Genomic DNA, 16454 nt, shown 5'->3' on the forward strand with positions numbered 1-16454 from the left:
CCATGCACAGTCTGCAAGCCAAGATTCTCGACCCCCGCCTGGGCAGCGCCTATCCGCTGCCGACTTATGCCACCTCCGGCTCCGCCGGCCTCGACCTGCGCGCCATGCTCCAGGAAGATCTGACCCTGGAGCCGGGGCAGACCACCCTGATCCCCACCGGGCTGGCCATCCACATCGCCGACCCCGGCCTGGCCGCGCTGATCCTGCCGCGCTCCGGGCTCGGCCACAAACACGGCATCGTCCTCGGCAATCTGGTCGGACTGATCGACTCGGACTACCAGGGCGAGCTCATGGTCTCCTGCTGGAACCGCGGCCAGAGCGCCTTTTGCATCGCAGTGGGCGAGCGCATCGCCCAGCTGGTGCTGGTGCCGGTGGTGCAGGCGCATTTCCAGCTGGTCGAGGCGTTCGACGAGAGCCAGCGCGGCGCCGGCGGCTTCGGCCATTCGGGCAGTCACTGATTGGAACTCTGCGGCGCCCCGCCCATCAAATCTGCGGGCCGGCACCGAATGGCAATGGACTGGCCTCTTGCCCACCGAGCCGGTCGCCGACTGCTGCACCCAATGACATGCTCGACATGGACATCCTTGAAGTAACCCGGACCGGCGGTCCGGAAACATCGGAGCACCACCCCTGCATGAACAGCTTCCAGAAAGCCCCCTCCCTGCCCGCCAGCATCTTCCGGGCTTATGACATCCGCGGCGTGGTCGGCGACAGCCTGACCCCGGAAGCCGCCTACTGGATCGGCCGGGCCATCGGCTCGGAGAGCCTGGCCAAGGGCGAGCCGAATGTTTCGGTCGGGCGTGACGGCCGCCTGTCCGGCCCCGAGCTGGTCGAGCAGTTGATCCGCGGCGTGCGCGACAGCGGCTGCACCGTCAGCGACGTCGGCATGGTGCCGACCCCGGTGCTCTACTACGCGGCCAACATCCTCGCCGGCAAGTCTGGCGTACAGCTCACCGGCAGTCACAATCCGCCGGACTACAACGGCTTCAAGATCGTCGTCGCTGGCGACACCCTGGCCAACGAGCAGATCCAGGTGCTGCGCCAGCGCATCGAGAGTGGCGACCTGACCGCCGGCGAAGGCAGCGTCGAACAGGTCGATGTGCTGGAGCGCTACTTCGAGCAGATCCGCGGCGACATCCGCCTGGCGCGCAAGCTGAAGGTGGTGGTCGACTGCGGCAACGGCGTCGCCGGGGTGATCGCCCCGCGCCTGCTCGAGGCCATCGGCTGCGAGATGATCCCGCTGTTCTGCGAGGTCGACGGCAACTTCCCCAACCACCACCCGGATCCGGGCAAACCGGAGAACCTCAAGGACCTGATCGCCAAGGTCGCCAGCGAGAAGGCCGACCTCGGCCTGGCCTTCGACGGCGACGGCGACCGCGTCGGCGTGGTGACCAACAGCGGCGCCATCATCTATCCTGACCAGCTGCTGATGCTCTTCGCCAAGGACGTGGCCTCGCGCAACCCGGGCGCCGAGATCATCTTCGACGTCAAGTGCACTCGTCGCCTGACACCGCTGATCAAGGCCAGCGGCGGCCGTCCGCTGATGTGGAAGACCGGCCACTCGCTGATCAAGAAGAAGATGAAGGAATCCGGCGCCCTGCTCGCCGGCGAGATGAGTGGGCACGTATTCTTCAAGGAGCGCTGGTTCGGCTTCGACGACGGCATCTACAGCGCCGCGCGCCTGCTGGAGATCCTCGCCAAGGATTCGCGCAATGCCGACCAGGTGTTCGCCGACTTCCCGGTCGACGTTTCCACCCCGGAGATCAACATCAAGGTCACCGAGGAAAGCAAGTTCACCATCATCGAGGCCCTGCAGCGCGACGCCCAGTGGGGCGCAGACGCCGAAGTGAGCACTCTCGATGGCGCGCGCGTCGACTATCCGAAGGGTTGGGGCCTGGTGCGCGCCTCCAACACTACCCCGGTGCTGGTGCTGCGCTTCGAGGCCGAGAGCGCCGAAGAGCTGCAACGCATCCAGGAAGTGTTCCGTGCACAGCTTTATAATGTCGCCCCGGACCTGAAGCTGCCGTTCTAAATCCGGCCGGCATACCGAGGCCGACGCCCGCCGCCAGGGGGGGCGTCGGCCTTTCGCCATTTGCGACGGCGACCGATTTCCCTCCGATGCCGGCACGGTGTCGGACGCATTCATCCCAGTCTCTGTTCAGCGGAGTTCAGCATGACCCTCAGCCGTGATGCCGCCACCCAAGTCGCCAAGGTTCTCTCCGAAGCACTGCCCTACATCCGCCGCTTCGTCGGCAAGACCCTGGTGATCAAATACGGCGGCAACGCCATGGAGAGCGACGAGCTGAAGACCGGCTTCGCCCGCGACATCGTGCTGATGAAGGCGGTCGGCATCCACCCGGTGGTGGTGCACGGCGGCGGCCCGCAGATCGGCGACCTGCTCAAGCGCCTGAGCATCGAGAGCCGCTTCGTCGACGGCATGCGCGTCACCGATGCGCAGACCATGGACGTGGTGGAGATGGTCCTCGGCGGCCAAGTGAACAAGGACATCGTCAATCTGATCAACCACCACGGCGGCAGCGCCATCGGCCTGACCGGCAAGGACGCCGGGCTGATCCGCGCGAAGAAGCTCAAGGTCACCCGCCAGACCCCGGAAATGACCCAGCCGGAAATCATCGACATCGGCCTGGTCGGCGAGGTCGAGTCGATCAACACCGGCCTGTTGAACATGCTGGTCCAGGGCGACTTCATTCCGGTGATCGCTCCGATTGGCGTCGGCGCCGACGGCGAGTCCTACAACATCAACGCCGACCTGGTCGCCGGCAAGGTCGCAGAGGCACTCAAGGCCGAGAAGCTGATGCTGCTGACCAACATTGCCGGACTGATGGATAAGGAAGGCCAGGTGCTCACCGGACTGTCCACCGAGCAGGTGGACGGCCTGATTGCCGACGGCAGCATCTACGGCGGCATGCTGCCGAAGATCCGCTGCGCTCTCGAGGCGGTGCAGGGCGGAGTGACCAGTGCACACATCGTCGACGGCCGAGTGCCCAACGCAGTGCTGCTGGAAATCTTCACCGACAGCGGCGTCGGCACCCTGATCACCAACTGCCAGGGCTGAGCACAGCGAAGGACCGGCTCCGCGCGGGGCCGGCCTGCACCGACGATGCGGAACGAAAAAGGGGGAGCCGAAGCTCCCCCTTTTTCTTGCCGGATGCCATCCCGGCCAGTGCAGGCACCTTACAGCAGTGCCGGAATGCCCGGGATCTGGCCGATAGCCGCCAGGATGCCGGCCAGCAGGAGGAACACGAAGGACGGGATGATCCAGCGATGCACAGGCCCCATCGCCTGTCCACGCTCCTTGTCACCGATCAGGCCCAGATTGTCCAGCAGCATGGTCAGCGACCAGCCGAATGCGGGATTCACCAGCGCCGAGGAGAAGATCACCACGGCCGCGGACTGGGAGGTCTTGCCCTCGCGGGTCATCTGCATGCCGGCTTCCAGCAGCGGCAGGTAGACACCGACCAGCAGCGCCACGCTCAGCACCGGCGGCCAGACCGCCAGGTCCATCGGATAACCCCAGAGCGCCGCCACCACGCAGAGCAGGCCGGTCAGGATGGCGCCGGCCGGAATCGGCCGCCTGGCAATGGCCGCCGGCACCATGTAAGTGCCCCAGGAGGAGGCCAGGTTGCCGCCACCCAGCGAAGTACCCACGACCTGCCGCGCGGCGGCGATACACATGGTGTCGTCGATATTCATCAGCACCCGGTTGGAGCCTTTCGGGTAGTTCAGCTCCTGGAAGACCCTATGCCCCAGAAAGTCTGGGGACCACATGGCCACGGCCAGGATGGCGAAAGGTGCGACGGCCAGGAAGTGCTCCATGTTCGGCAGGCCCATCTGCCAGCCGGTGGTTTCACCCCACCAGTAGGCCGGATTCAGGTTGGGAATACCGGGCTCGGTCACGAACTCGAAGGGCGCGCCCAGCGCAAAGGCAATCAGCGCCGCCAGAGCGCATCCCAGGGGAATGGCTAGCCAGCGCAACCTGACGTGCTCCAGATAGGCATACAACACGATAGTGGCGAAAATCACCACGAAGGCGATATAGGCCATGTCGAAACCTTCGCCCCAGGCGAACAGCTTCTTGATCTGTCCAACGATGCCAATGAAGCCAAGATACAGCAGCAGACCGCCGCAGACCCCGTCACTGGTCAGACGCGCCATCAGACTGCCGCCTTTCAATATCCCCAGCATGAAGCCCAGCACACCGACCATGATCCCGAAGGCCATCGGGTGACCGCCCGCCGCCATGATCAACGGAATCAACGGAATCAACGGACCATGGGTACCGGCCAGGTTGGCCGTCGGGTTGAGGATGCCGGAAAACAATATTACGAACAGCAAGGCGGCAATCAGCATTTCAAACCGGGCATTTTCGATCACGAACGCATCGCCCAGTCCCAGCGGGGCAGCAAAGGCCCCTGCCACGGCAGCCACCATCACGATCTTTCCGATGGTCGCGGCCATCGCGGGAACCCAGTCCTCCAGCTCGAAACGGTAATCGCGGAACGGCAAGTTCACTCGCCAACGCTTCGGCGACATGATCTTCAGTTCATGTTCGAGGTATTCCGACCGTGATGCGAAACATTCCTTTGACTTATGTAGATCGCGATAACTTATTTCATTGTAATCAGTCATATTTTCAAACCATCCAGAAAATTTAGATTACGAGCACAGGCTGGCCACGGCCAACTTGACCCGACTAATCTTTTTATTGTTATTCAGGCGCTGACCATATCCGGCATGACCGCGGACTCTTCGCGCGATCAACGGATCGGTCGACTCAAATTCGGATGGCCGAAGCTCTGAGGCAGGCAGGCGTGACAAGTCACGCAGGGGCATGCGAGGGGGAGGCGGCAACGCAGTACCGGGGCCTCAGGCGCCGACTATCAGCCAATCGAACTGGCCGGACGGGCCTCTAACGAGCCCCGAACAGGCATGCCAATTCAGAAAGCGAATATTTGGCGCGATTATCGTACGCCCCGAAACTGCTCAGCTATCAGCTATTGGTCAAATGCCGTATTGCGCGCGGTAGGCTTCCACGGCCGGCAGATGTCGCTTGAGTTCGGCATCTTCCGCCAGGTATTCCAGTACGTCGGAGAGGGAGGCAATGCTGACCACCGGCATGGCGAAATCGCGCTCGACCTCCTGGATCGCCGACAGCGCGCCCTGCCCGCGCTCCTGACGGTTCAGCGCGATCAGCACACCGGCCGCCTGGGCGCCCTGGCCCTGAATGATCTGCATCACTTCACGAATCGCAGTGCCAGCAGTGATCACGTCGTCGACGATCAGCACCCGCCCGACCAGGGGCGCCCCGACCAGGGTGCCGCCCTCGCCGTGATCCTTGGCTTCCTTGCGGTTGAAGCACCAGGGCAGATCGCGACCATGGTGCTCGGCCAGCGCCACCGCAGTCGCGGCGGCCAGCGGGATGCCCTTGTAGGCCGGGCCGAACAACACGTCGAAGGGAATGCCGCTGTCGACCAGGGCCGAGGCGTAGAAGCGCCCCAGCTGCGCCAGCGCCAGACCGCTGTTGAACAGCCCGGCATTGAAGAAATAGGGGCTGTTCCGCCCCGACTTGAGGGTGAACTCGCCGAAGCGCAGCACACCGCGCTCAATGGCAAAACGAATGAATTCGCGCTGGTAGGCCTGCATGAAAAGTCCCGATAGGCACGGATTTAGCTATATGCTCCGAGGTCGGGTATCATACACGCTGGTTTTTTTGGGGGCCATGTATGCGGATCATCAGTGTAAACGTCAATGGTATTCAGGCGGCTGTCGAGCGCGGCCTGCTCAGCTGGCTGCAAGCCCAGAATGCCGACGTGATCTGCCTGCAGGATACCCGCGCTTCCGTCTTCGAACTGGACGATCCGACCTACCAGCTGGACGGCTACTTTCTCTATGCCAGCGAGGCGGAAGTCCCCAGCCAGGGTGGCGTTGCACTCTATTCGCGGCTGCAACCCAAGGCGGTGATCAGCGGCCTCGGCTTCGAGACGGCCGACCGCTATGGGCGCTACCTGCAAGCAGACTTCGACAAGGTCAGCATCGCCAGCCTGCTGCTCCCCTCCGGGCAGGGCGGTGACGAGAACCTGAACCAGAAGCTCAAGTTCATGGATGACTTTGGCCACTATCTTGACAAGCAGCGTCGCAAGCGCCGCGAATACATCTATTGCGGCTCGCTGTACGTGGCACACCAAAAGCAGGACGTGAAGAACTGGCGCGACTGCCAGCAACTGCCCGGCTTCCTGGCACCGGAGCGCGCCTGGATCGACCAGATCATTGGCCACATGGGCTACGTGGACGCCCTGCGGGAAACCAGCCGCGAGGGCGACCTCTACAGCTGGTGGCCGGACAGCGAACAGGCAGAGATGCTCAACCTCGGCTGGCGCTTCGACTACCAGCTGCTGACCCCGGGCATGCGTCGCTTCGTGCGCAACGCCCGCCTGCCAAGGCAGCCGCGCTTCTCCCAACACGCCCCGCTGATCGTCGACTACGACTGGCTGCTGAGCCTTTGATCGGCATAGGGGGCAGCCGTCAGGCTGCGCCCCTGCCACACCACCCGGCATGCGGGCCCGCACCGGGCGGTTCGAGAAGTTGAGGTTATGTGAGTCGGGGTATACCGAGCTTGTCGAAGTAGCTCACCGAGAGAACACGGTGAATCTCCGACAGACTGCAATGCCACCATCTGCCGCCAACCCCAGCAGCAAGTCTCGCCAGCTCATGGGTTGCCCCAAGACGACGAAGAGACTTATAGATCGTCGTCCCCGTTCGCCAGTGTTTGAGCTGGATTGCCCTGAGTCGTCGGGCGTAGCCACGAGTCCAGATCCTTGAACACCTTCGGTGTCTGCGCAAGCTGGAAGTAGGACTTCCACCCCGGCAGATATGCGCGAAGCTGTTCTGCGACCTGGACCAGGCTGCGACCGCCGACGCGCCGAGTGATGAGCCTGATGCGTTGCCTGAACGTCTCCAGTGCCTTGGGGGATACCGCAATCTTCACCGTGTCTCCCGTCCATCGCCTGAGGCAATGGCCGAGGAAGTTACGGCCAAAGACTGATCCAACCTTGGTTTTGGTTTCGTTCACCTTGAGGTGCAGCTTCGCATAGAGGCTCCGCATGGAGCGGAGTACTCGCTCGCCAGCCTTTCGACTGCGGACGTAGACGTTGCAGTCGTCGGCGTAGCGGGCAAAGCGGTGTCCTCGCTGCTGTAGTGCCCGGTCTATTTCGTCCAGCAGCACATTGGCCAGGAGAGGTGAGAGTGGACCCCCTTGGGGTGTTCCCTCGTCACGATCCATGACCACACCATTGCTCATGATTCCGGCTTGCAGATACTGCCGTATGAGCCGCAGGACGGCCTTATCGGCAATCCGCTTGGCCAGCCTGTCCATGAGAATGTCGTGGCTGACCCTGTCGAAGAACTTCTCCAGGTCCACGTCAACGACGACCCGGTAGCCTTCCTGCGCATACCGCTGTCTGCCAGTCTGTTGGGAGCTGGCTTGAGTGACAGCCCCAATATCCTACTGGTCACTTCGCTATTGATCGGCTTTAGCTCCGTTTCGGTACAGATGCTGATCCCTCTGGCTGCACATCTGGCCTCGGAAGAAACGCGTGGCCGGGTGGTCGGCGGAATCATGGGGGGACTGCTATTGGGAATCCTGCTCGCACGGCCGATTTCCAGTGTGATTGCCGATCACCTCCATTGGCGAGCTGTATTTCTCAGCGCAGCCGTAGCGATGTCTGGTATCGCACTGGTGGTTGGCACCCTGCTTCCCAGCCGCTGCCCTGCCCATCAGGCGACCTACACCCAGTTGCTCCTCTCGCTGGGACAACTGTTTAAACGAGAGCCAGTCCTGCGCGAGCGCGCGCTGTATCAAGGCTTGATGTTTGCGGCGTTCAGTCTGTTCTGGACAGCCGCTCCGCTCGCCTTGTCCCGCGAGTATGGACTCTCCCAGTCGCAAATTGCGGTCTTTGCCCTGGTCGGAGCCATTGGCGCTGTTGCAGCTCCCATCGCAGGCCGACTTGCCGATGCGGGCTACACCCGAGTCATGTCCGGGCTGGCCATGCTGTTGGGTGGACTCAGCTTCCTGCCAGGCATGTTTGCCACTCCCAACGGGGTCATTACTCTGGGAATCACCGGTATCTTCCTCGACTTTGCAGTACAGATGAACATGGTGCTGGGCCAGCGTACGGTCTATGCTCTCGATGCATCGAGCCGGGGGCGCCTTAATGCGCTGTATATGACCAGTATTTTCATGGGTGGCGCGATCGGCTCAGCAGTTGCCGGCACACTTTACGAACATATGGGATGGCCGGGAGTCATCTCGGTCGGCAGTATGCTACCTCTGCTTGCATTGCTGGTCTTTTATTCCAGAAACCGTACTCCGGTCACCATTTGAAGACCTCACGGGGCTCATTCGAGAGCCCCGGCACTCCCGCACCTTCCGCTATGCTCATTCCCCCCTTGGCCTTAAAGCAGCGTTTGACTGAGCATTTCATGCAGGTAATCGCTGAAGACCCGAATCAACACCGAAACCTGACGGTGCTGTGGATAAACCGCATACACTTTCAGTGGTGACGGCTGAAACTCATCCAGTACTGTTACCAATGCGCCTGACTTGATATGTCGACCTGCAATAAAGGTCGGCAATAGCGCCAGACCAAGCCCGGCAACGGCCGCATCGCATACTAACTCGCCATTATTGACCCGATAGCGACCCCGGACGGCAATGCGCTCGGGCTGCCCATCACGGCGGTATATCCAGTCCACAGACTTGCTGTGTCCATAGACCAGACAATCATGCTGGCGAAGCTCTGCAGGCGTTTGGGGGGCACCACGACGCTCAAGATATGCGGGACTGCAGCAGGTGACCATTTCCGATGAACATAAGGCACGGGCAATCAGCGAAGAGTCAGCCAGCACGCCGATGCGTACTGCCATGTCATACCCTTCATCGAGCATATCAACCGTTCGGTCGCTCAAATCCAGTTCGATGAATATGTCTGGGTAACGCTTAAGGAAGCCCGGTAGCAATGAACTGAGGTACAAGGTACCAAACGACACGGGCGCTGATAATCGTAGCGCTCCGCGAGGTGTGGCCCGCTGCTGGGAAATAGCCTGCTCCGCTTCGTCTACGTCCTTGAGAATTTTCTTGGCGCTCTCGTAATACGCCTGCCCCAACGAAGTGACATCAAGTTTACGAGTAGAACGGTTGATCAAACGTACGCCCAGACGGGCTTCCAGCTGAATCAGCCGACGGCTGACGAATTGTTTGGACAGCCCCATTAGTTCTGCCGCCGCGGTAAAGCTCTTGCAGTCCAGTACAGTGATGAACAGCCGCATGTCTTCCAGCTGGCTCATTGTCTTCTCCTAGTTTACAGAGTTAAACAAATAGCCATATTAATCAATCCGCAATGAGACATAACGCTGTTCCGAAGGTTTGCCAAGACTTCGATGCTGAGTTGCGCGAGTTCAATGGCGAGACGGAGCCTGTTCACCTGCTAGAACAGTAGAACAGGTTCGTGAAACACCGGATCGAGACTGCAATGATCTTGGAGCAACGCTCTTCAACACCCTCTCCCCTGGGGAGAGGGCTGAGGAGAGGGGAGAATTCTGCGCCGCCCCTTGAGCCCGAGTACAGCGAAAGAGTTCTAGTGAACTATCCGGCGAAGGTAGCCATCTCGAAATTGGTGAACAGCCTGAAGGGTGCTCCCAACCGTCGAATGAAGCAGCTCCACTCCGAGCTGATCACGCCGGCATACCGGAGCAACGCACTATGGAGCTCCAGCATTTCGCTGGAAACGTAGGCGGAGCGCCGCTTTTGGTTGCAAGCAATATACATCGAGCAGCAGACGAGGCCGCTAATAGGGAGGCGCTAAACGCGCCCCGCGCCATACATTCCCACACTAACGCTGATGCCGCTAAGCACGGGGCTTTCCGCGCATTTTGGGTAAGCCATACCACTCCAGAAAAAGCCGGCCATGCCGGCTTTTTCTGGCCCGCTCACTTCACCAGACGCAAACAGAAGGGATAGCGCCAGGCCTTGCCGGCATTCGCCCGGATGCCGGCGATGATCACCAGCACCAGGGCCATCAGGCTGACCAGGGCCATCAGCGGGAAGCCGATGAAGATCCAGGCGAGCGCACCACAGACCATCATCAAGATGCTGTAGGTGATCTGGAAGTTGAGCGCCTCCTTGCCGTGCCAGTCGACGAAGGGATCCCGGTCTTTCTGCAGCTGCCAGACGATCAGCGGTCCCAGCACGTTGCCGATCAGAGGCGCCATGAACCAGAAGAAGGCCGCGTAGTGGCAGAGCATTGCCCAGCGACGGGCCTGTGGATCGGGCAGCGAAACGAGCAACGGCGAACTCATGGAAACTCCCAAGACGTCAGTCGGCCAGCACGGCGCGCTGCAGCTCGAACAGCTCGCGGATGCCCTGGGTGGCCAGGACCAGCATGGCGTTCAACTCCTCCGGCTGGAAGGACTCGCCCTCGGCGGTGCCCTGCACCTCGATGAAGCCTCCGGCATCAGTCATCACCACGTTCAGGTCGGTATCGGCGGCGGAATCCTCGAGATAGTCCAGATCCAGCACCGGCTCACCCTGGTAGATGCCCACGGAGACCGCCGCGACCATCTGCCTCAGGGGATCGCCCTTCAGCGCGCCACGCTTCTTCAGCGCCGCCAGGGCATCGACCAGCGCCACCATGGCGCCGGTGATGGAGGCCGTGCGGGTGCCACCATCGGCCTGGATCACGTCGCAGTCGACATACAGGGTATTTTCGCCCAGCTTGCCCATGTCCAGCGCGGCGCGCAGCGAACGGCCGATCAGTCGCTGGATCTCCAGGGTGCGCCCGCCCTGCCGGCCCCGACTGGCCTCGCGCGGAGTACGCTCGCCGGTGGCCCGCGGCAGCATGCCGTATTCGGCAGTCAGCCAGCCCTTGCCCTGGCCCTTGAGGAAGCGCGGCACGCCAGACTCGGCGCTGACCGTGCAGATCACCCGGGTGTCGCCGAACTCCACCAGCACCGAGCCCTCGGCATGCCGGGTGTAGTTGCGGGTAATGCGAATCGGACGCAACTGGTGGGGCGCACGGCCAGTGGGACGTTTCATCTGGGCTACCTGTACGGTCTGGGAAAATTTGCCGGCCATTATAAGGCGCTCATCGCCAGTCGAACACGCCGATTGGGCCGCGCCGACGCACTGCGCTACAATCTCGTCCCTTTAAATACGACGATCCGAGAGGTAGACACCATGGCGCACAGCATGACTGCCTTCGCCCGCGCCGAGCGGGCCGGTGCCCACGGCACCCTGAGCTGGGAGCTGCGCTCGGTCAATCACCGCTATCTCGAACCACACCTGCGTCTGCCGGAGGCTTTCCTCGACCTCGAAGGCGCCCTGCGCGACACCCTGCGCCAGGGCCTGTCCCGCGGCAAGGTGGAATGCACCCTGCGCTTCGACGAGGGCAGCGCCGGGCAGCCGCTGCAGATCGACCGCGAACGTGTCGGCCAACTGGTGGCCGCCGCCGAAGACGTCGCCGCGCTGATCGCCCGCCCGGCGCCGATCAATCCCCTCGACGTACTGGCCTGGCCCGGCGTGCTGGTCGCTGCCGCGACCGATCACCAGATCCTCAGCGCGGAGACCCTGAGCCTGTTCGACGAGGCGCTGGCCCAGCTCAAGGCCGGCCGCGCCCGAGAAGGCGCGGAGCTGGCACGGCTGCTCGAGGGGCGCCTGGACGCCATGCTGGAGGAGGTCGAGAGCCTGCGCCAACTGGTCCCGCAGATGCTCGCCAACCAGCGGCAGAAGATCCTAGACCGCTTCCGCGATGCACAACTGGAGCTGGACCCACAGCGCCTCGAACAGGAACTGGTGTTGCTCGCCCAGAAGAGCGACGCGGCCGAAGAGCTGGACCGCCTCTGCACCCACATCACCGAGGTCCGCCGCGTGCTGAAGGACGGCGGCACGGTCGGCCGCCGGCTGGATTTCCTGATGCAGGAGCTCAACCGCGAGGCCAACACCCTCGGCTCCAAGGCCTTCGACCCTCGCTCCACGCAGACCGCGGTCAACCTCAAGGTGCTGATCGAACAGATGCGCGAGCAGGTGCAGAACATCGAGTGAAGTCACCCTCACCCATGAGAATCCGCGCCCAGGAAACGTCCATGTCCGCCACCGGCACCCTCTATATCATTTCCGCACCCTCCGGCGCCGGCAAGACCAGCCTGGTCAAGGCCCTGATCGACGCCCTGCCGCAGGTGCGGGTATCGGTTTCGCATACCACCCGCGGTATGCGCCCGGGCGAGGTCGAAGGGGTGAACTACCACTTCGTCGATCGCCCGACCTTCCTGGGCGCGCTCGAACGGGGCGAATTCCTCGAACACGCGGAAGTCTTCGGCAATCTCTACGGCACCTCGCAGCTCTGGCTGGAACAGACCCTGGCCGAGGGCTTCGACCTGATCCTGGAAATCGACTGGCAGGGCGCTCAGCAGGTCCGCCGGCTACTGCCCCAGGCGCAATCGATCTTCATCCTGCCACCGAGCCAGGAGGCCCTGCGCCAGCGCCTGACCAACCGCGGCCAGGACAGCGACGAGATCATCGAGCGGCGCATGCGCGAGGCGGTCAGCGAAATGAGCCACTACGTGGAATACGACTACCTGATCATCAACGACGACTTCGCCCACGCCCTCGAGGACCTGAAGTCGATCTTCCGCGCCCGGCAGCTGCTGCAGGAGACCCAGCAACGCCGCCACGGCAGCCTGCTCGTCGAGCTACTGGCCTGAGGCCGCGCCGGCACCACGCGGCCACAGGAGCGGACCGGCTCAGTGCCGATGCAGGAAGGTCTTCAGGGCGGAAACCAGCAGGATCGCCCCGAGCAGGATCAACAGCAGCCGCGTCGGCACCAGGCCGAGCAGCAGGCCGCCCAGGGCGGCGCCGAGGATTGAGCCTGCCGCCATCCAGCCGAACAGGGGACGCTCCCGACCGAGGATGGCGAAGGCGTTGGAGCGGCTGTAGCGGGCGAAGCCGACGATCATGGTCGGCAGACTGACCATCAGCGACAGGCTGCCGGCCAGCTTGATGTCCACTCCGTAGAGCAGCACGATAGTCGGGATCAGCAGTTCGCCGCCGGCCACGCCCAGCAGCGCCGCCACCACACCGATGCCAAGCCCGGCGAGCAGACCGGCCAGCAGCTGTGCCGCCGCCGAGGCGAACAGCGGCGCGGCGCCGTCCTGCAGACCGAAGGCGGCCTCCGCCAGCATCACCAGCGCCAGCCCCACCAGCATGACCATGACGACGCGGTCGAGCCATTGGCGCGACAGGCGCAGGGCGTGCCCAGCCGCCCACCAGGCGCCAACCAGACTGCCAGCCAGCAGGTTCAGGGCGATTCCCAGATGAGCCGCCAGTTGCTCCAGAGGGATGCCGCCGCTGCGAAACAGCAGGGCCGCGGCGACCACCACCAGACTCATCGCCTTGTTGAAGATGAGCGCTTCCAGGGTTTCCAGACGGAACAGCCCGACCAGCACCGGCAGGCGGAATTCCGCCCCGCCCAGGCCGATCAGCCCGCCCAGGGTGCCGATCAGCGAGCCGGCGAGGAAACCTTGGGCACTGCGCAAAGGGGTCTGCATGGATTCAACTGCTTTCATGTCGTGCACTCACCAATATGCATGTAGGTAGATAACGACACCTCCTCAGCAAGAAGCACACCAGGCACTAGCAAGACCGAAACCTGCTTTCTCCAGCCACCCAGCCAACGGCCACAGTCCCCTTGAGCCAGCGCATTACGCTATATAGAGAAGAAATCACGCAGTTTTGAGCAGCCAAGAAATCCGTCGCGATGCGACGGTGTTCCCCTCACACCTTGTCGCCTTTGCAACAAAGCCGACAGCCACCACCAGCCCGGCGCCGACCGCCCGCGACCACGCGGCCATTTGGCCCTTCCCTTCGAAGTGGCGTTTTCCTAGACTATTCAGTCCGCTTGCCCATTCGGGTACTGCCATTCTCATTCGTCACGAGGAACACCATGGCCCGCGTTACCGTTGAAGATTGCCTGGACAACGTCGATAACCGCTTCGAGCTGGTCATGCTCGCCAGCAAGCGCTCGCGCCAACTGGCCACCGGCGGCAAGGAGCCGCGGGTACCCTGGGAGAACGACAAGCCCACCGTCGTCGCCCTGCGCGAGATCGCCGCGGGCCTGGTCGACTATAACGTCATCGCCCAGGACGAGATCGTCGCCGAGGAACCGCTGTTCGCCGCCTTCGAGGAAGATACCAACGAGGCCCTGTAACTCGATGTCCGACAGCGGTCGCAGCACGGGAGCACTGTCCGCTCGCCAGGGGGGACACCCTTGGCCAGCATAGAAACCCTTGCCGATCGGCTCCTGACCTACCTCGCCCCGGACCAGGTCAACCTGGTCCGCCGGGCCTATTACTATGCCGAGCAGGCCCATGACGGCCAGCGTCGGCGCAGCGGCGAACCCTACGTCACCCACCCCCTCGCCGTCGCCAACATCCTCGCCGACATGCACATGGACCATCAGAGCCTGATGGCTGCGATGCTCCACGATGTGATCGAGGACACCGGCATCCCCAAGGAGGCACTGGTCGAGCAATTCGGCGAAACCGTCGCCGAGCTGGTCGACGGGGTCAGCAAGCTGACCCAGATGAAGTTCGAGAACAAGGCCGAGGCGCAGGCCGAGAACTTCCAGAAGATGGCCATGGCCATGGCCCGCGACATCCGCGTGATCCTCGTCAAGCTGGCCGACCGCCTGCACAATATGCGCACCCTCGACGCCATGCCCTACGAGAAGAGCCGGCGCATCGCCAAGGAAACCCTGGAAATCTACGCACCCATCGCCAATCGCCTGGGCATGCACAGCATGCGCGTAGAGTTCGAGGATCTCGGCTTCAAGGCCATGCACCCGATGCGCTCGGCGCGCATCCGCCAGGCGGTGCGACGCGCCCGCGGCAACCGCAGGGAAATCGTCGCCAAGATCGAGCAGTCGCTGATCAATTGCCTCGAGCGCGAAGGCCTGGGCGGCGATGTCAAGGGCCGCGAGAAGCACCTCTACAGTATCTACAAGAAGATGCGCGGCAAGCGCAAGGCGTTCAACGAGATCATGGACGTCTACGCCTTCCGCATCGTGGTCGACAAGGTCGACACCTGCTATCGCGTGCTCGGCGCCGTGCACAACCTCTACAAGCCGCTGCCCGGCCGCTTCAAGGACTACATCGCGATTCCCAAGGCCAACGGCTACCAGTCGCTGCACACCACCCTGTTCGGCATGCACGGCGTGCCCATCGAGATCCAGATCCGCACCCGCGAGATGGAGGAGCTGGCCAACAACGGCATCGCCGCCCACTGGCTGTACAAGTCCGGCGACGAGGACACGATCAAGGGCAACCACGCGCGGGCCCGGCAATGGGTCAAGGGCGTGCTGGAGCTGCAACAGAGCGCCGGCAACTCGCTGGAATTCATCGAGAGCGTGAAGATCGACCTGTTCCCCGACGAGGTCTACGTGTTCACGCCCAAGGGCCGCATCATGGAGCTGCAAAAGGGCTCCACGGCGGTCGACTTCGCCTATGCGGTGCACACCGACGTCGGCAACAGTTGCATCGCCTGCCGCATCAACCGGCGCCTGGCGCCGCTCTCCCAGCCGCTGGAAAGCGGCTCCACGGTGGAGATCGTCACCGCCCCCGGCGCCCGGCCGAATCCGGCCTGGCTGAACTTCGTGGTCACCGCCAAGGCGCGCACCCACATCCGCCATGCCCTCAAGCAGCAACGCCGCTCGGAGTCCATCAGCCTCGGCGAACGCCTGCTGAACAAGGTGCTCGCTGGCTTCGACGCCAGCCGCGAACAGATCCCAGACGAACACATCCGCCAGGTGCTCGACGAGTACCGGATGGAAGTCTTCGAGGACCTGCTGGAAGACATCGGCCTCGGCAACCGCATGGCCTACGTGGTGGCTCGCCGCCTGCTGGCCAGCGAAGGCGAGGAGATACCCAGTGCCGAGGGGCCGCTGGCTATCCGCGGCACCGAAGGCCTGGTGCTGAGCTACGCCCGCTGCTGCTCGCCAATCCCCGGCGACCTCATCGTCGGCCACCTGTCGGCGGGCAAGGGGATGGTCGTGCACCTGGAGAACTGCCGCAACATCGGCGAAATCCGCCACAACCCGGAGAAATGCATTCCGCTGACCTGGTCCAAGGATGTCAGCGGCGAATTCAACGTCGAGCTGCGCGTCGAACTGGAACACCAGCGCGGCCTGATCGCCCTGCTCGCCGGCAGCGTGAACGCCGCGGACGGCAACATCGAGAAGATCGGCATGGACGAACGCGACGACCGCACCAGCGTCGTCCAGCTGGTGATCAGCGTGAAGGACCGCATCCACCTGGCCCGGGTGATCAGGAAACTGCGCGCCCTCAAGGGTGTCATCCGCATCACCCGCGTGCGCGCCTGACCGCGGACG

General features: G+C 63.0%; 17 protein-coding genes. 10 read left to right on the top strand and 7 right to left on the bottom strand.

From position 1 onward, the window contains the following. Window positions 1-2: 2 nt before the first annotated feature. From dut to argB, 3 genes are all read left to right on the top strand, one after another. Window positions 3-458 (top strand): dUTP diphosphatase, encoded by a 456-nt coding sequence (dut, locus tag ACYVD0_RS03230; protein ID WP_460425454.1) that lies wholly within the window; start codon window positions 3-5, stop codon window positions 456-458. 176 nt (window positions 459-634) lie between these two features. Beyond that, window positions 635-2032, top strand: a complete 1398-nt coding sequence (gene algC, locus ACYVD0_RS03235; protein ID WP_460425455.1) for a phosphomannomutase/phosphoglucomutase — start codon at window positions 635-637, stop codon at window positions 2030-2032. A gap of 141 nt (window positions 2033-2173) precedes the next feature. Beyond that, window positions 2174-3076, top strand: a complete 903-nt coding sequence (argB, locus tag ACYVD0_RS03240; protein ID WP_460425456.1) for an acetylglutamate kinase — start codon at window positions 2174-2176, stop codon at window positions 3074-3076. A 119-nt stretch (window positions 3077-3195) separates the two neighbouring features. On the opposite strand, the gene ACYVD0_RS03245 is transcribed toward argB, so the two are convergent. Both ACYVD0_RS03245 and pyrE read right to left on the bottom strand, forming a co-directional pair. Further along, on the bottom strand, window positions 3196-4650 hold the full coding sequence (locus tag ACYVD0_RS03245; protein WP_460425457.1) for a DUF3360 family protein: 1455 nt from the start codon (window positions 4648-4650) through the stop codon (window positions 3196-3198). A gap of 372 nt (window positions 4651-5022) precedes the next feature. Then, window positions 5023-5664 (bottom strand): orotate phosphoribosyltransferase, encoded by a 642-nt coding sequence (pyrE, locus tag ACYVD0_RS03250; protein WP_460425458.1) that lies wholly within the window; start codon window positions 5662-5664, stop codon window positions 5023-5025. A gap of 80 nt (window positions 5665-5744) precedes the next feature. Here pyrE and ACYVD0_RS03255 point away from each other — a divergent pair, with 80 nt between their 5' ends. Next, on the top strand, window positions 5745-6524 hold the full coding sequence (locus ACYVD0_RS03255; RefSeq protein WP_460425459.1) for an exodeoxyribonuclease III: 780 nt from the start codon (window positions 5745-5747) through the stop codon (window positions 6522-6524). 233 nt (window positions 6525-6757) lie between these two features. On the opposite strand, the gene ACYVD0_RS03260 is transcribed toward ACYVD0_RS03255, so the two are convergent. Continuing rightward, on the bottom strand, window positions 6758-7438 hold the full coding sequence (locus ACYVD0_RS03260) for an RNA-dependent RNA polymerase family protein (RefSeq protein WP_460425460.1): 681 nt from the start codon (window positions 7436-7438) through the stop codon (window positions 6758-6760). Between the two features lie 24 nt (window positions 7439-7462). Here ACYVD0_RS03260 and ACYVD0_RS03265 point away from each other — a divergent pair, with 24 nt between their 5' ends. Then, window positions 7463-8401: an MFS transporter gene (locus ACYVD0_RS03265; RefSeq protein WP_460425487.1), complete on the top strand. Its 939-nt coding sequence runs from the start codon at window positions 7463-7465 to the stop codon at window positions 8399-8401. A gap of 71 nt (window positions 8402-8472) precedes the next feature. Here the strand turns inward: ACYVD0_RS03265 and ACYVD0_RS03270 are convergent, their stop codons facing one another. Continuing rightward, window positions 8473-9363 carry a LysR family transcriptional regulator gene (locus tag ACYVD0_RS03270; protein WP_460425461.1) on the bottom strand — a complete coding sequence of 297 codons (891 nt, stop codon included), beginning with the start codon at window positions 9361-9363 and terminating at the stop codon, window positions 8473-8475. Window positions 9364-9548: 185 nt separating this feature from the next. Between ACYVD0_RS03270 and ACYVD0_RS03275 the strand changes: the two genes are divergently transcribed. Continuing rightward, window positions 9549-9809 carry a transposase gene (locus ACYVD0_RS03275; protein WP_460425488.1) on the top strand — a complete coding sequence of 87 codons (261 nt, stop codon included), beginning with the start codon at window positions 9549-9551 and terminating at the stop codon, window positions 9807-9809. A 196-nt stretch (window positions 9810-10005) separates the two neighbouring features. On the opposite strand, the gene ACYVD0_RS03280 is transcribed toward ACYVD0_RS03275, so the two are convergent. Next, window positions 10006-10374, bottom strand: coding sequence for a DUF4870 domain-containing protein (locus ACYVD0_RS03280; protein ID WP_460425462.1), 369 nt, complete (start codon window positions 10372-10374; stop codon window positions 10006-10008). A 16-nt stretch (window positions 10375-10390) separates the two neighbouring features. Continuing rightward, window positions 10391-11110 (bottom strand): ribonuclease PH, encoded by a 720-nt coding sequence (gene rph, locus ACYVD0_RS03285; protein WP_460425463.1) that lies wholly within the window; start codon window positions 11108-11110, stop codon window positions 10391-10393. 141 nt (window positions 11111-11251) lie between these two features. On the opposite strand from rph, the gene ACYVD0_RS03290 reads away from it, so the two are divergent. Together ACYVD0_RS03290 and gmk are read left to right on the top strand one after the other, a co-directional pair. Then, window positions 11252-12115 carry a YicC family protein gene (locus ACYVD0_RS03290; protein ID WP_460425464.1) on the top strand — a complete coding sequence of 288 codons (864 nt, stop codon included), beginning with the start codon at window positions 11252-11254 and terminating at the stop codon, window positions 12113-12115. 41 nt (window positions 12116-12156) lie between these two features. Then, entirely contained in the window at window positions 12157-12774 is a 618-nt protein-coding gene (gene gmk / locus ACYVD0_RS03295; RefSeq protein WP_460425465.1) for a guanylate kinase, read from the top strand. 39 nt (window positions 12775-12813) lie between these two features. Here gmk and ACYVD0_RS03300 read toward each other — a convergent pair whose 3' ends face one another. Then, a complete protein-coding gene (locus ACYVD0_RS03300) occupies window positions 12814-13617 on the bottom strand; it encodes a sulfite exporter TauE/SafE family protein (protein WP_460425466.1) in 804 nt (267 codons plus the stop codon). A 395-nt stretch (window positions 13618-14012) separates the two neighbouring features. Between ACYVD0_RS03300 and rpoZ the strand changes: the two genes are divergently transcribed. Both rpoZ and spoT read left to right on the top strand, forming a co-directional pair. Next, window positions 14013-14276 (top strand): DNA-directed RNA polymerase subunit omega, encoded by a 264-nt coding sequence (rpoZ, locus tag ACYVD0_RS03305; protein ID WP_460425467.1) that lies wholly within the window; start codon window positions 14013-14015, stop codon window positions 14274-14276. A 60-nt stretch (window positions 14277-14336) separates the two neighbouring features. Further along, entirely contained in the window at window positions 14337-16445 is a 2109-nt protein-coding gene (gene spoT / locus ACYVD0_RS03310; protein WP_460425468.1) for a RelA/SpoT family protein, read from the top strand. The last annotated feature ends 9 nt before the right edge of the window (window positions 16446-16454 follow it).

Source organism: Azotobacter armeniacus, assembly GCF_054779355.1.